General features: G+C 39.4%; 17 protein-coding genes. 8 read left to right on the forward strand and 9 right to left on the reverse strand.

Translation table 11 applies throughout. The annotated features are described in order from the left end of the window. Nucleotides 1-145 precede the first annotated feature (145 nt). Nucleotides 146-586, reverse strand: coding sequence for a DUF2798 domain-containing protein (locus LQ50_RS02495; RefSeq protein WP_237563626.1), 441 nt, complete (start codon nucleotides 584-586; stop codon nucleotides 146-148). Nucleotides 587-988: 402 nt separating this feature from the next. Between LQ50_RS02495 and LQ50_RS02500 the strand changes: the two genes are divergently transcribed. Then, a complete protein-coding gene (locus LQ50_RS02500; protein WP_034625742.1) occupies nucleotides 989-1,417 on the forward strand; it encodes a VOC family protein in 429 nt (142 codons plus the stop codon). Nucleotides 1,418-1,588: 171 nt separating this feature from the next. Here LQ50_RS02500 and LQ50_RS02505 read toward each other — a convergent pair whose 3' ends face one another. After that, the gene (locus tag LQ50_RS02505) at nucleotides 1,589-2,080 is read right to left on the reverse strand and encodes a GyrI-like domain-containing protein (protein ID WP_034625744.1); all 492 of its coding nucleotides are present in this window, start codon (nucleotides 2,078-2,080) and stop codon (nucleotides 1,589-1,591) included. 625 nt (nucleotides 2,081-2,705) lie between these two features. Here LQ50_RS02505 and LQ50_RS02510 point away from each other — a divergent pair. Then, on the forward strand, nucleotides 2,706-3,551 hold the full coding sequence (locus LQ50_RS02510) for a protein-glutamine gamma-glutamyltransferase (protein WP_034625746.1): 846 nt from the start codon (nucleotides 2,706-2,708) through the stop codon (nucleotides 3,549-3,551). Nucleotides 3,552-3,687: 136 nt separating this feature from the next. Continuing rightward, nucleotides 3,688-3,927 (forward strand): YjcZ family sporulation protein, encoded by a 240-nt coding sequence (locus LQ50_RS25670; RefSeq protein WP_034625747.1) that lies wholly within the window; start codon nucleotides 3,688-3,690, stop codon nucleotides 3,925-3,927. A gap of 105 nt (nucleotides 3,928-4,032) precedes the next feature. Here LQ50_RS25670 and LQ50_RS02520 read toward each other — a convergent pair whose 3' ends face one another. The 3 genes from LQ50_RS02520 to LQ50_RS02535 form a co-directional block, all read right to left on the reverse strand. Then, nucleotides 4,033-5,007, reverse strand: a complete 975-nt coding sequence (locus LQ50_RS02520; protein WP_034625749.1) for an alpha/beta hydrolase — start codon at nucleotides 5,005-5,007, stop codon at nucleotides 4,033-4,035. A gap of 141 nt (nucleotides 5,008-5,148) precedes the next feature. After that, nucleotides 5,149-5,352 (reverse strand): hypothetical protein, encoded by a 204-nt coding sequence (locus LQ50_RS02525; RefSeq protein ID WP_034625751.1) that lies wholly within the window; start codon nucleotides 5,350-5,352, stop codon nucleotides 5,149-5,151. A gap of 373 nt (nucleotides 5,353-5,725) precedes the next feature. Further along, nucleotides 5,726-6,340, reverse strand: a complete 615-nt coding sequence (locus LQ50_RS02535) for a TetR/AcrR family transcriptional regulator (protein ID WP_034625756.1) — start codon at nucleotides 6,338-6,340, stop codon at nucleotides 5,726-5,728. Between the two features lie 161 nt (nucleotides 6,341-6,501). Between LQ50_RS02535 and kynU the strand changes: the two genes are divergently transcribed. The 5 genes from kynU to LQ50_RS02560 all read left to right on the forward strand — a co-directional run bounded on the left by kynU (nucleotide 6,502) and on the right by LQ50_RS02560 (nucleotide 11,262). Continuing rightward, nucleotides 6,502-7,788 carry a kynureninase gene (gene kynU / locus LQ50_RS02540; protein ID WP_034625759.1) on the forward strand — a complete coding sequence of 429 codons (1,287 nt, stop codon included), beginning with the start codon at nucleotides 6,502-6,504 and terminating at the stop codon, nucleotides 7,786-7,788. Between the two features lie 2 nt (nucleotides 7,789-7,790). Then, nucleotides 7,791-8,429, forward strand: coding sequence for an arylformamidase (kynB, locus tag LQ50_RS02545; protein ID WP_034625762.1), 639 nt, complete (start codon nucleotides 7,791-7,793; stop codon nucleotides 8,427-8,429). Between the two features lie 17 nt (nucleotides 8,430-8,446). Continuing rightward, complete coding sequence (kynA, locus tag LQ50_RS02550; RefSeq protein ID WP_034625764.1) at nucleotides 8,447-9,301, forward strand: tryptophan 2,3-dioxygenase; 855 nt, start codon at nucleotides 8,447-8,449, stop codon at nucleotides 9,299-9,301. Between the two features lie 93 nt (nucleotides 9,302-9,394). Then, complete coding sequence (locus LQ50_RS02555) at nucleotides 9,395-10,738, forward strand: sodium-dependent transporter (RefSeq protein ID WP_034625766.1); 1,344 nt, start codon at nucleotides 9,395-9,397, stop codon at nucleotides 10,736-10,738. Between the two features lie 188 nt (nucleotides 10,739-10,926). Continuing rightward, nucleotides 10,927-11,262, forward strand: a complete 336-nt coding sequence (locus LQ50_RS02560) for a hypothetical protein (RefSeq protein WP_052144546.1) — start codon at nucleotides 10,927-10,929, stop codon at nucleotides 11,260-11,262. Nucleotides 11,263-11,425: 163 nt separating this feature from the next. Here LQ50_RS02560 and uvsE read toward each other — a convergent pair whose 3' ends face one another. The 4 genes from uvsE to LQ50_RS02575 form a co-directional block, all read right to left on the reverse strand. Continuing rightward, entirely contained in the window at nucleotides 11,426-12,379 is a 954-nt protein-coding gene (gene uvsE, locus LQ50_RS02565) for a UV DNA damage repair endonuclease UvsE (RefSeq protein WP_034625768.1), read from the reverse strand. An 81-nt stretch (nucleotides 12,380-12,460) separates the two neighbouring features. Beyond that, complete coding sequence (gene blaOXA, locus LQ50_RS02570; protein ID WP_034625771.1) at nucleotides 12,461-13,306, reverse strand: class D beta-lactamase; 846 nt, start codon at nucleotides 13,304-13,306, stop codon at nucleotides 12,461-12,463. Nucleotides 13,307-13,368: 62 nt separating this feature from the next. Continuing rightward, entirely contained in the window at nucleotides 13,369-13,503 is a 135-nt protein-coding gene (locus LQ50_RS26190) for a hypothetical protein (protein ID WP_272913695.1), read from the reverse strand. A 14-nt stretch (nucleotides 13,504-13,517) separates the two neighbouring features. Further along, nucleotides 13,518-15,557 carry a peptidoglycan D,D-transpeptidase FtsI family protein gene (locus LQ50_RS02575; protein ID WP_034625774.1) on the reverse strand — a complete coding sequence of 680 codons (2,040 nt, stop codon included), beginning with the start codon at nucleotides 15,555-15,557 and terminating at the stop codon, nucleotides 13,518-13,520.

Below are 15,557 nucleotides of genomic sequence, written 5' to 3' on the forward strand. Positions count from 1 at the left end.
ATTTTAAAACAATACTGAATACCTCCTAAGCTAACTTCTACATTACTCCATAATTTGTATTATTTCGATTCATTCAACCTAAATTCCTCTTCAGCATGTATCTAAAGGACAAGGTCATGAACTGAACCCTCCCCCTGAATTGAATTTATGCCGTTTCCACCCTATGATTCACTTTGACAAATTTAACAAATGCATATCGAACGAATGGTCCTATTACGATTAATTGAATCGGAAAAGCCACAATGAAATTCTTGAGTACGATCGACAAGTAGCTGATGATGAATGGCTCTGTAGCGTTTGATTGAACAAAAGAAGCTGTTGCGTATCCATATAAAGACATGATTAGAACCATCCCGGTAACCATTAGAAGTGAGATCGTAAGGATTTGATAGATCGTCTTTTTCTTCACGTAAGGCAACTTCTTTATGATCGTTTGAGCTAAAGGACCGACAATAAAAGATTCAACGATAAATGCAACGATAAAACCTATGAGATATTGTGCTAGAATAGCTGAAACAGACAAAACATGAAACAGTCCATGAAGAGCTAAATTATATGTACCATACCAATAACCATTCCAAAACACATCATCAATCCAAAATACAAATTCTCTTTTTTTGTTGTTGGCAATTTCACCACTCCTTTTTATACTTTCGAAGTATAGTAATTTTAAATTTTATCGTAAGTGAATATTTTGTGAACTCTGCCTAAAATCAGTTCGGTATATGAAATTAAAAAGTACGTTGCGAATTGTAACCAGCTCAAAAAAGCAGATAGCCTAAACTAGGCTTTCTGCTTTTCTTCTTATTTATGCAGTAAAATTTCCATCATAACTTAACATCACGGCCGATCGTACTCCGTCCATAGGGACACCAGGGACAGGTTCCTTGTCCCACTTAAATTTTGAATATCCTCAGTTCATTGATATAATTTAAATGGAATGATACTAGCAAAGATTAACTATTTAAAAACAAAGGAGTGCTGATTTATGTCGATTGATGTGTATATTAACTTTAATGGAAATTGTCGTGAGGCTGTAGAGTTTTATGCTCAGGTTTTTGATACGGAGCAACCTCAATTAATGACCTTTGGTGAGGCTCCACCAAACCCAGAATACCCTCTTCCAGAGGAAGCAAAGAATTTGATCATGCATACAAGATTGAACATAGATGGAAGCAATGTTATGTTTTCTGATGTTTTCCCTGGTATGCCTTTTATTGCTGGAAACAACATAAGCCTATCAATCATTAGTAAGGATATGGAAAAAATGAAGTCTTATTTTGACAGACTAAAAGATGGCGGCGAAGTTCGTCTAGAACTCCAAGAGACGTTCTGGAGCAAGTGCTACGGCAGTTTAACAGATAAATTTGGAATCGAATGGCAGTTTAATTACGATAGTGGTGATATGACTAGATAGTATTCGCAATAAGGATATAGAACTTTTCATCAAAGGAATTGCTTTTATATCCTTTTGCAAATCTTTAAATTGACGTTCGCCACAAACTGCCGTTCATTGTTACAATATAGAGCCTTTGTCTACCCTATCACATTTTAAAATAGAAATCCCCCTAATAAGGAATCCCAAAACTTACTTTATACCCACCCATATTTCATTCAATGAATTTTCCTTGTACGGATTGGGATCTATATATGCCTCAAATGGAGGAGCAATTTCAGAAAGTTCATAGCCATTTGATGGAAACCAATCAGAGAAAATATGTTTCCATGCACTAGGCATAGCGGTTGAAGCAGGGCCAACCACTTCAAAGACAACCCATTTAGATGCAGGAATTTCTATGCTTGAAAATTCAGCCAATGCATTTACATTATCAAGATATTCAGTAACAATCCAATATTCTATGGCATTTCTCTCCTTATCAAAATTCTTTGTAATCCCTAACAGACCATTAATTTCTCCGCTGTTTAATTCCAACAATTGTTTGACTGTTCCATTTTCAAAAGCTTCACTCCAAAACTCCGCAATACCTGGCCCCGGAGATCCTCCCTCTGCATTGCATAGCACTTTACGCTTAATACCTATTGCCTGAAATGCATCTCTTTCAACAATCTTGTATTTCATTGGTATTGCTCCTTTCAAGTCATGTTTATCAGGCTCTTTGTCCAAACCCACATGTTCAAAGAGTGAAATACGTTTCCTATCCACTCTGATCCTTTAGAGAAATTACTTACATGTATGTGCACAATTCACCTCTATGATTCCCGTCCGTTCGTCTTATCACTCTTTTTGGGAATCATAAACTCCTTTTGCCTCCCTTCCTCGCGCCTCCTCACTCTTTTCGGTAGCCATTCCACCCCTTTGACTCCCTTTCTCACGCCTCCTCACTCTTTTCGGTAGCCATTCCATCTCTTTGACTCCCTTCCTCACAATTCCTCTCTCTTTTCGGTAGCCATTCCACCCCTTTGACTCCCTTTCTCACTCCTCCTCACTCTTTTCGGTAGCCATTCCACCCCTTTGACTCCCTTCCTGACTCCTCCTCACTCTTTTCGGTAGCCATTCGTCCTCTTTGGCTCCCTTCCTCACAACTCCTCGCTCTTTTCGGGTGTCAATCCAATCAACTTCTACTTCTTTGGCTTGTCCTAACATAGATCGGGACATCTTCCGTTTCACTAATAAACATGATTACGGTGTAACTAGAATACATTAGCAATAATACATAACTATAAAATTTTGAATGGAGGAGCTTATGATACAAATAATGGGGATGCCTTTTCAACTGAATGAACTAGGAAACATCTCAAATACTGAAAGAATGATCATCCAACGTATGTACGAAGATCCCACCACCTATTCATATTCTTCCGTAGATGAATTTCTCTTTGAAATCAACGCTCGCAAAAATGTTATAGACAGCTCAATAAGTATGAATGATAGCGAGATGGAATTTACCGTATTCGAATATGCTCGTTGCAATCCACAGTACTGGTACTTAACAGAAATGGGCGGATTCCTTTTAAGACAAGATGTTAGACCCTCTGAAGCCATTCAAGACATATATAGAAACAGTTCCCTTTATGCATTTGATTGTTCGACGGCTTGTGTCATCATTTATTACCATGCCATTTTAAACAGTATCGGAGATCAAAACTTTAATCTTATTTTTCCCAACCTCTATTTATATAGCTGGCATGCCGATTCAGATCTTGGATTACACAATGTTTATACAAATTATTTTATCCCTGGGGATGTTGTTTATTTTAATAATCCAGATTTTCATCCAGACATTCATTGGTTGAGAGGGGAAAATGCTGTCGTTCTTGGGGACGATACCTTCTTTGGGCATGGATTTGGAATCATGACGGCTCAACAAATGATAGAAACCCTAAATGAAAATAGAAGACCACAAAGCACTCAATCTGCTTATTTGCTTAATTCTATCACTAGACCCAACTTTATCCATTTAGCCAGAATTACCCTGTTACAAAGAGGAAATTACCGATATAAGCAGCAGCCAATTTTAATTCATCATAACCAATGTTCCATATCCTTTTTACAATATATATTTTATCTTAACCAAAGCCTTTATCAATAAGTGTGAGATCAACGTTGGTTTTGCATTGGTTTGCCCCTAGACACCTACCCAATTTTATGTAGACGGGCTACATTTTTAAGGTAGGCGAGTATGATATAGAGATAAATAACTAACCCGAAAGAAAGGAAGGATCAACATGTATCCTAACGAAAACGCACACTTTGCTATGGGGGCCAATGCTAACGCGCCGTTTACTATGGGGGCGCATGAAAATATGCCATACACTATGGGCGATGCTTATCAACCTGAATACGCGCCTGTTATGGGGTATGGTGTTCCCTACGCTCCTAAACGTGGCTACGATGGTTTCACTCTAATTGTTGTATTGTTTATATTATTGATCATTGTAGGCGCAGGTACGTTTACTAAATGCTAGTTCATGAACTTGGCCTTTAGTACAAAACCAGTAAGCCCCCTTTACATCGCATAAGGGGGCTTTTTTATAACCACAAAAGTGTATTCCTTTAACAAATATCTGGTTTCATACCTCAGTATCAATATACCTCTCAACAAATTGCCATACCGTGCTCCAATATGTGACAGGATCAACTTTTTCCGCATCTCCGTGGCCTGCATTAGGAATAATGAGTTTTTCCTTATCTACAGCGGCTGCCTCATACACTTCATCTAACATTTCATATGGTACGAATGTATCAATGTCACCATGTATAAATAAGATCGGTGTTTTGCTTTTTTCCACTTGTTCAACAGCTGAAGCCTCATACAAGTCATAGCCAGCACGCCATTTTGTGATTGTGTTAGCCGCACGGATAACAGGGAACTCCGGTAAACCAAAAAGGTCATCCAACTGATAGACAAAGACATCACTTACTGACGTATAGCCACAGTCTTCAACAATGACTTTGACGTTTTCAGGCAAGTCTTCCTCACCTGAAGTCATCATCACGGTAGCTCCTCCCATTGATACTCCGAATAAGACGATTTCTGCTTCTGGGTCCCTTTCAAGAACTTGATCAATCCAAAGAAGCATATCTTTCCGATCATGCCAGCCCATCCCAATATAGTCTCCTTCACTCTCCCCGTGCCCCCGAAGATCAGGTGTTAGCACATGAAACCCCTTATCATGAAAATTTCTGACATACCTAGTCATCGAACTAGCATCACTTGTGTAGCCATGAACAACAATGGCCCACCGATGATCTGCGTTAGCATTTTCATAAACATATCCATTCAAGCTTAATCTTTTCTCATCACTTGTTACGATGTCAACTTGCTCCGGTTTATGATCTTGTTTGAATAGCTCATCAGCTATTTCCGCTTCCTCTGCGACCGAAGCTAAAACCGCCTCGCTCTCTTCTAAATGAGGGTTCCCATCAAGAAATTCTTTTTCACGATCTGCATTTAAGGCAAAATTGTAAAAATAGTTCCCCACCAATCCATAAGCTACAACAAGCAAGATCAAGATCGCTCCAACAACCAATGCCATTTTTTTCATATTCTCTCTCCCGTTTTCAAGGTATTTCCTCTGTTAGTTATCTATACATTTTTTTGTCACATCATTGTGGAAGCAAATTAGTGTAAATTCATCTCAATGTAATCCGATATCTTCTTTATATTTTCCTTATTCTTTCCGTAGTCAATGAACGTCGTAAGCCTTGGAATCTGACACCTTTTTCACTTTGTATTGAACGACGTCTCCCCACGTTCGAATGCTCATTCCTGTTTTGACTCGAATCGATCCTTTTTGTGCATCTTCTTCGATTATCCGAGCCCGGTTCAGTTGATGGATTGATTCTTTACACAAATGAAAAGCATCAGCAAATGAAACGGGAACTTCCATTTGCTTCTCCCCTATTAACGTTGCTACTTTGCATCTGTATAGATTTACTTGAAGTATTATATAGAAGAGTCAATACAGCAGTTAGTATACCGCCATAAAGTAAAGAGAACATAATGGCTGTTGTAACTTCTCCAAATACTACGTACATCCCTATTCCAAAAAAAACAAATATGATCAATAAGTTAATTAATGCTTTTCTCATTGGATGCACTCTCCCTTCCTGCTTAACTCTATATTAAATTTATACGATTCCGTTTAAAATTAAGTTTCATCGTTCTCTTGCAATCTTCACCTTCACATAAAAAGAAGTGACCGCCCGTAAGAACAACCACTTCTTTTCATTAACCAAAGAAAAAAGAACTCCTAAAAAACCTTAATACAACCCGTCCATATACAACTTCGTCAAATTCATAATTACATCATCAACGGAGAAGGGGTTGTCCCCTTTCACACAATCCCACATGAACATTTCATTCGCATAAAACCAACCACGAGCAACGAGTGCAGGGTGAAAAGAAGGATCTGCTAGTCCGTATTGTTGCGAGTAACGAACATCAACAGCAATGCGTTCAATAAACCGTTCACGAATCACATTCCATCTTTGTTCGACTTCAGAAGAAACGCCGATTGCTTCCTTAACGACACCCATCATCGCTTTCTCTTCTACCGCTAACATGAGAAATAAGCGAACTTGTTCTGAAATTTGCTCTTGTGCTTCTTTTTTCGTTTTAGGCTCAAACGACTTTTCCGCTACTTGATAGAATTTGTCCATAACTTCTTCCATTAACACAATAAATAGATCATCTTTATTTTTAAAATAAACATAGGCTGTTCCATATCCGGTATTCGCTCGTTTAATCATTTGAGAAATCGTTGCTTTCTGAAAGCCATTTTCGAGAAAAATAGCTTTGCCTGCCTTCAAAAGATTGTTTCTCGTTTGAATAGCTTGACGTTCCCTTGCCGTTAAGTTCTCCTTCTCTTTCGCCACCTTCTACACCTCTTTTGATATCTCTATGATCCTTATTCTACAAGGTTATTCTTTTGAATACAATGATTCTAGAACCCATTGACACAATGTCATTGACATAACGTCAACTATTATAATATAATTTTTTATAAGATCATTACTCTAATTTAGGAGGATTTTTCATGGGAAATAGTGACAACGCTTACACAAGAGAATACGCTGTTAACTTAGATAAACTTGATGAGTTGGCCCCTTACCGTCAAGAATTTTATGTAAAAGAGGGCAGCATCTATTTTGATGGAAACTCGCTCGGACTCCTATCGAAACGAGCTGAACAAACGTTGCTTCGCTTACTAGATTCTTGGAAGCACTTTGGCATTGACGGCTGGACACAAGGTGAGAATCCTTGGTTTTACCTATCGGAGTCGCTAGGAAAGAGCTTGGCTCCACTTGTTGGAGGATCACCTGAAGAAGTCATCGCAACAGGATCGACAACGGTGAACCTTCATCAATTAGTTAGTACATTTTATAATCCAGAAGGCAAAAAAACGAAAATTTTAGCTGATGAGCTCAACTTCCCAAGTGATATTTATGCGTTAAAAAGCCAGCTTACTTTAAAAGGCTATGACCCTAGCGAACACCTAATCGAAGTTAAAAGTTTCGATGGGCATACGTTAAATGAAGAAGATATTATTAATGAAATGAAGGAAGACATTGCGCTGATTGTCTTACCAAGTGTACTGTACCGAAGTGGTCAAATCCTAGATATGAAGCGACTAACCGCAGAGGCTCATAAGCGCAACATTTTAATTGGCTTTGATTTGTGTCATTCTGTTGGCTCCATTCCTCATCACTTGAGTGATTGGGACGTTGATTTTGCCTTTTGGTGCAATTATAAGCATTTAAATGGTGGTCCTGGTGGCGTTGGTGGTTTATTTGTAAACAAGAAACACTTTGGTCAACATCCAGGGCTAGCAGGCTGGTTTAGTTCACGTAAGGATAAACAATTTGATATGGACCATACACTAACACCAGCCGAAGACGCGAGCGCTTTTCAAGTCGGAACGCCGCATGTTCTGAGTCTTGCTCCCTTAATCGGCTCACTTTCCATCTTTGAGGAAGTCGGAATGGAAAAGATTAGAGCAAAATCATTAAAGCTTACTCAGTATCTCATGGATCTAATTGAGCATGAACTGGCAGATTACGAATTGACGATCCAAAATCCGAAAGAAGATCATTGCCGAGGCGGGCATATATATCTTGAGCACCCAGAAGCAGCTAGAATTTGCAAAGCGTTAAAAGAAGAAAAAATTATCCCAGACTACCGTACGCCAAATGGCATACGTCTCGCTCCTGTGGCCCTTTATAATACATTTGAAGAAGTGTGGGATTGTGTTCAGATTCTAAAGACGATCATGAAAGAAGAACGGTATTTGAAATTTAAAAATGAACGTGAAGTGGTGGCATAACGATGAGGAAACAACCGAACAACGCATGGATTGATGTTTCACAGCCTTTGCATGACAAGCTCGCTCACTGGCCAGGAGATACTCCCTTTTCCTATCAAGTGACGTACTCGGAAGAACAAACAGGTTCAGTGAATATCGGGCAAATGACGATGAGTGTTCATTCTGGAACTCACGTTGATGCACCTTTTCACTTTCGAAATGACGGCGCCAAAATTCTAGACTTAGATATTAACGTCTTTATTGGCGAGGCTCGAGTGATTGAGCTTTCTTCTTTTGAAAAAATCGACAAAGCTGCTCTTAGTACGATTGATTTAGACGGAGTGACAAGACTCTTAATCAAAACAGCGATTCCAAATAGACCAGACCGTTTCCCAGAAAGCATTCCATATGTAACCGCCGATGGGGCTTGCTACTTACATGAAAAAGGAATTCGTTTAATTGGAGTGGACGTCCCTTCTGTCGACGCACTCGACAGCAAAGAATTAGAAGGCCATCACGCTTTATTTCAACATCAAATTCACATTTTAGAAAATTTAATGCTAGACCATGTCAAAGAAGGCGATTATGAGTTAATTGCTCTGCCTTTGCCATTAAAAGATGCTGACGGAAGTCCCGTCAGAGCGGTTATTCGCCCACTATAAAAAGGAGGCTTACTCTTATGACAAAGAATGAAACATACCAAAACAAAGCAACTGCAGCGGAAAAAGGGATTCACACTGATTTTAAAAACAACATGACGTACGGTGAGTATTTACAGTTAGATACCCTTCTTTCAAGCCAAGACCGTTTATCGGACCATCATGACGAGATGCTTTTTATTGTGATCCATCAAGTGAGTGAACTTTGGATGAAATTAATTTTACATGAGACAAATGCAGCAATCGAATCTATTAAAACCGATGACCTGCCAACATCTTTTAAGCGTTTAGCTCGCGTCTCAAAAATACAATCTCAAATCATTCAAGCCTGGGACGTTCTCTCAACGATGACACCATCGGAATACATGGAATTCCGTGATTCTCTTGGTCAGGCTTCTGGGTTTCAATCGTACCAATATCGCTTAATTGAATTTGCTCTCGGCTATAAAACAGGTCATATTTTAAAAATCTATGAAAAAGATCAAGAGCTTCATAAGATACTTGAGCAAGCTTATCATGCACCAAGCTTATATGACGTATCCATTCAAGCCCTTGCAAAAGCTGGGTTGCCGATCAATCCAGACATGGTGAATCGCGATTTTTCAAAACCATATGAAGCTGATGATTCTGTGCGCGAAGCTTGGCTTACAGTTTACCGTAATGTCGATAAATATTGGGATCTCTATCAATTAGGTGAGAAACTTGTTGATATTGAAGACTGGCTTCAACAATGGCGCTTCCGTCATATGAAGACCGTAGAGAGAATCATTGGATTTAAAGTGGGAACTGGAGGCTCCTCTGGTGTGAACTATTTGAAAAAGGTTCTAGATCAACGATTCTTCCCTGAGTTATGGGATTTACGAACGGAAATTTAAAGTAAGTACCTCTCCCCTGCTTCTTTTAAGCAGTTAAGTAGCAGGGGAACCACATCGTTCAAGATTGAAAATCACGTAGCAAAGGATGGTTCTATGGGTACAAAACGCGAACAGTGGTCATCTAAATTAGGGTTTATTTTAGCAACTGCAGGAGCGGCGATCGGCTTAGGGGCGATATGGAAATTTCCATATGTCGCAGGGATGAACGGCGGAGGTGCTTTTTTCCTCATGTTCATCGTTTTTACAGTCGTGATCGGCCTTTCGATGCTTATTTCTGAGTTCGTGATCGGACGAGGAGCCAAGAAAGAAGCCATTTCCGCCTATAAAAAATTAGCACCAAATAGCTTTTGGGTATGGGTTGGTCGACTCGGTGTTATCGGCTGCTTTCTATTACTCTCCTTTTACAGTGTTGTAGGTGGCTGGGTCCTGCTTTATTCTGGATTAGCCGTTTCCGATAACATTATCCACGAAGGAGCTGATTACGGTCAGTTATTTGGACAAGTGACAAGCACGCCTTGGATGGGCTTACTTGGCTTAGCGTTATTCTTGCTTATAAACATCGTAGTATTATCGTTTGGAATTAAAAACGGAATTGAAAAAGCTAGCAAGTATTTAATGCCGCTGCTCTTTGTCTTTTTCATTGTCCTTGTGTTTCGTTCTCTTACATTAGAAGGGGCGATGGAAGGGGTTCGTTTTTTTCTAAAGCCTGATTTCTCTAGTATTACAGGGGAATCTGTCTTATATGCACTTGGTCAATCCTTTTTCTCATTAGCAGTTGGGTTCTCTTGCATGGTTACATACAGCTCCTACTTGGACAAAAAAGAGAGCATTCCTTCTGCTGCATCATCAGTTGTCTTTATGAACATCTTTGTTTCACTTTTAGCGGGACTCGCCATTTTTCCAGTAGTCTTCTCATTTGGACTTGAACCAGCAGAAGGACCTGGATTGCTATTTATGGTACTGCCGGCTGCATTCTCACAAATGCCATTTGGCTCCGTTTTCTTAAGCTTATTTTTACTATTATTCTTATTCGCAACCTTAACCTCTTCTTTCAGCTTGCTTGAGATTATTATCTCGGCTTTCACAGAGGATGGAAAACGCTCAAGAAAAAAAGTAGCACTTGTTTCAGGAATGGTCGTCTTCTTAGCCGGAATTCCAGCAGCGTTATCATTTGGAGTTCTCCAAGATGTACTGATCTTTGGTCAATCAATCTTTGATGCAACGGACTACCTCGTTAGTAACATCATGCTGCCATTAGGAAGCCTCCTGATTGCCTTGTTTATTACCTATAGAATGGATCAACACCTTGTCGCCAGTGAATTCCAAGCAGGGAATACTCTTTCTCCTAGTTGGTTCACTACGTGGACATTTTTAATGAGATGGGTCGTACCACTTACAATTATTATTGTCTTTATTAACATGATTGGTCTGTTTTAGGGACAGTAGGGACAGGTTCGTTGTCCCAGATTAACAGTAACGGGGACAGTTCAAACCTGTCCCCGTTACTGATTTCTAATTAGTCAGATAAAATGCCAAAATCAGGTTATCCTATTATTTGATATGATATAATTACTTCACAACCTATCGCATTGTCAGCATGGAAGATGTAGAAAGGGGGCGCTTTTATGGATAAATCTGATTTAATTCTTAAGGAATTACAAACATTAAACCAGCGAGTAAACAAATTTGAAGCAAGCATGGCTACGAAACACGATCTTGAAGGCTTAGCTTCTAAACATGACCTCGAAGACATGGCTTCCAAACAAGACCTTAAAGGCTTAGCTTCCAAGCAAGACCTCGAAGACATGGCTTCCAAACAAGACCTTAAAGGCTTAGCTTCCAAGCAAGACCTCGAAAACTTAGCTTCCAAACATGACCTCGAAGGCTTAGCAACTAAGCTTGAACAAATGAGTAAGAAACTCGATGCTGTTGTCTCACAAGTTGCCCACAATACTGAGTAAGAACTGATATGGAATGATGTAGCTCAAAAAGTTATAGATCATGAAATGGACATCCGCTTAATTAAACAAATGATTACTAACAAATAGATGATAGAGGGTGTCTAAAAAGGGCTGATTTTGACCTTTACAGACACCCCCTAGAACACCCGGAACACCTTTCCTCTTACACCTCAATCGCCCCTCCATCAATCCGCTTAAACCCTCGCAATTTCCCTAATTCCTCGACAAGCCTCAATGCCGCTTTATCTTTCGCCTTTGCCTCTATCATAATATCTGCTGATCTTCCGTAAGCTTTTAATGTTTTGATAAAGTCCATGGCAAACCCCATATCAACATAATCGGCATGGGCGCGGATTAATTTATCTGACTTTGGAGAGGATAAGTGAAATTTAGGAGGTCTTCCTGTTTTTTCCCAAGTAGCAAAAATTCTTGGTAGCAAATCCTCAAATGCTTCATCTCCAGGATTTGCCCAGTGATGATGATAATCAAAAACAAAGGCAAGACCGTGCCGCTCACAAACCTGTAATGTTTCTTCTGCTGTGTAGGTTTTATCATCATTCTCAAGAGTCGTTTGACAACGAATATCTTCATTAAGCTTCTGAAAATTATCGTTGAATCTAGCTATCGCCTCTTCCTTATTTCCATACGCGCCACCAACATGGATATTAATGTTTGCATGCTTATGTAACCCCATTGCTTCCAACATTTCATAGTGATAGGTCATATCAATAATGGCATTACCCGTAACATGATCCTGTGGGCTAGTAAACAATGTGTATTGATTCGGGTGAAAGCTAACGCGCAGGTGCTTTTCTTGAACCAATGTGCCAATTTCTTTGAACCAATCCTTAAAAGGTGTGTGAAAATCCCACTTAACCTCAGGATGTGTCGCAAGTGGCACGAGTGAAGAAGACATTCGATAAACATCGATACCGTGTGCGATATTATAATAAAGAGTGCGAAGCGTATTTTTTAAATTTTGCTCTGTAATATAGTGTAACTTTTCCTTTCTACTTTCTTTATCTTGTTTTTTCCAATTCGTAAACGTTAACGTTCTAGATGGCGAAGCTTCCCATAAAGAAAGCGCCGTTGAGACATATCCGAACCTGAGAATCACCGTATCCCCCCGACCTATGACAGATATATGTAGTGTGTGTGAGTTATTTAATCTTCATACTAGTGACATCAGGTACTGTCACTAACCAGTCCATATTCTCTTTAGTATTTCTATCGTAATGTCTCTTGCCTCGACTGAGGTACCCTCTAGATTGGTGACAAAAACAAACTTCATATCTTCTCGTTCCACATACCCAACAAACCAACCAATCCCGGACCCTTGCCCTGTTTTCGCATAAACCGTATAATCTTCCTCCTCTATTAATTTCATCATATTCTTTACGGTTTGCATCACCTCGTGATCAAATGGAAGATCTTCCTGTACTAATTTCTCGAGAAAAACCGACTGTTCGACAGGTGAAATTTCTAATGAACTGCTTAGCCAGAATTGATCAATTCCTTCACTACTATCTTGATTTCCATAAGAAATTTTACTTAACCATTCGTTCATTTTTTCTTCACCAATATCTCGAGCCATCTCTTGATAATACCAAACAACCGAATTTTCGAATCCTGTTTTTAGGGAGTGATCTTGATTCCAAGCATCAATCTCACGGAGGACCCCATCCCATTCTTTCATGTGCTCCTCATTTTCTACCGCACCCACCTGTAATCCTATAAGAGCATTTGGAATCTTAAACGTTGATTGAGGTGCGAACCTTTGATTGGCTCGTTGATGGTTATAAATAAGGAGATTATTTTGACCGATTTCACTTAGGATGAAAGTTCCTTCACTTTCTTTGAAAAAATCACCCACGTTGATCGCTTCAAAAGAAAAAGGTTCGTGTACGACATCGACTTCTTCACTATCATCAAAAAGACTTTCACTACTCGTTTTTGAATTGTCATAGATCCCCTCGATCCCCTTTAAAATCATAAATAAAACTAACACAAGGATAACCCAGATCATTCGTTTAGCTTGTTTCATTTTTTGCTCACCTCTTAATCACAACTTATTTCTATGTAGAAATACTACGTTCTCTCATTTACTCATTTAAGTTTTACACGTCCATGCTCTGACTTTGTATTATACGAAAACATCATAAACAACAATCTAACAAAAAGGGTTAAGATTCCAATGATGACTAACTCTGCTAAGGCGACACTCATACTGAACATACTCATAGCTACCTCCTTATTCACTTACTCAGTCCCGTTCGACTCTCTTTTAATTCGAAGTAGGCTTTTGTTGCATCTCTTGCAATATGTTGTGCCATTCCTTGTCTAGCCCCATGAATGTCCAACTTCGCATGTGGTACAACTACAGCAAAAGCAATTTCTGGATTATCAAATGGCGCATAACCAACAAAAGTTTGTGTTTCTCCATTAATGACTGTTGTCTTTTCCCCTTCTTGAATTCCCACTGTCACTTGAGCAGTCCCCGTCTTTCCCGCGACCTGATATTGTGGAATGTCTGAAAACCTCGCAGCCGCATTGCCATGTGTAACGACGCGCCTAAGACCTTCTTGTGTTCTCCTAATATGTTCATCAGTCATTTCAATTCTATTTAACACACTTGGTTCAACCTTTCGCAGGATCGCTCCGGCAACTGGCTCGCGAATTTCAGTAACAAGGTTTAATTTCATTCGGTATCCATCATTGGCAATTGTCGCAATATATTGCGCCAATTGTAACGTTGTATATGTATCATATTGACCAATCATAAGGTCAAGCAATTTCCCCCCATTTGTATTGGATCCTTGCATCCCATTAAAGGAAGTTGGTAAATCAATTCCGGTTTCCGCACCTAATCCAAACTGGGAGAAGCTATTGCGCACCGTGTTATAAGCCTCTCCTATCGTCTCACCCGTCCATCCACATGTCTGATTGGGACCGGCATAATAGCAGTTAGCTAATCTCATCCCTATTTCAAACATATACACATTCGATGATTGTTCAAGCGCATAGCGATCATCAATCCAACCAAACCCCGTTTTATTCCAAGTTCCCTTTGGCGGAGTTCCTGGCAAATAAATCGTTCGATCATTAAACTTTGTTCCTGGTGCCGTAACGCCTTCATGAAAGCCGGTTAACACTGAAGCTGCTTTTACAGATGACCCCATCTCAAACGCTTTATTGACTACACCAACATGATCAGACCTACTAGAATTCTCTCTGTCAAAAGCATCTAGAAAACCGGCCATTGCTAATATCTCACCCGTTCGTGGATTCATTACCACAGCATAGGCAGAACGGTCTTGAATAAACGAATTCTTACCAGAATCCATTTCATTTTCAATAATATTCTCCAATCTTTGTTGCAACTCCATATCAATTGATAAACTAAGATCATCGCCTCTCTGTCCGCCTTTCTCAGAGAAAGATTGAACCTCTCCATACTCTTCGTGGCTCGTTACGGCTTTTATCCCTTTTAGTACACCCTCGTATTGCTCCTCTAAATAACTGACACCGACTATCTCATTGCGCTCATAACCTCTTGCTAAATACGAACGAATCTTCTCATTCGGAATCATATTGACATTCCCTAAAAAACCTCGAAATGAATCTCCATATGGGTAACTTCTGCTTGAATCTAACTGGATGTCAATCCCTGGTAATTGATCTAAAATCTCACTAATTGCATGTACTTCTGCATTCGTAAGGTTACGTTTGATTCTCTGAGGGGTATCGATTGATCCTTGGATCATCTCCCGAAAAATCGCAATGATATGTAACTCTCTTTCACTAATTGTATTAAGATGATCATCTGTAAGTGCCTCCACTTCTAGACGGTACAGTCCAGCAGGGCTGTCTGCCTTACTACGTTCCTCTTTACTTATTAATTTCTCTCTCTCTTTTTCTTCCATCATTAGCAAAATAAAATCCTTTTTATCTCTTTCTGTCACTTTTGATGGATCCACTATTATGAATGATGCAAGAGTTTCAGCTATCTTTATAATCGAAGTCGGATTAGTTTGAATCGATGGCATCATATAGGTAACTGACATTTCGACCTCATTGTTCACCACAATATTTCCATATCGATCAAAAATTAACCCACGCGGTACATCCGTTTGGATCATCCTCTCCCTAACTAGATCTAACTGATCTGCAAATACCTCTCCATTTAGGATTTGAATGTACCCAAGTCTAACGATCAGACAAGAGAATAATAGAAAGATCGATAAAAATAATATGTTGATTCGAGGGATGTGATTCATTCGTCTTTTTTTCTTCAT

This window comes from Halalkalibacter okhensis (assembly GCF_000787375.1).
Classification (GTDB): Bacteria; Bacillota; Bacilli; order Bacillales; family Bacillaceae_D; genus Halalkalibacter; species Halalkalibacter okhensis.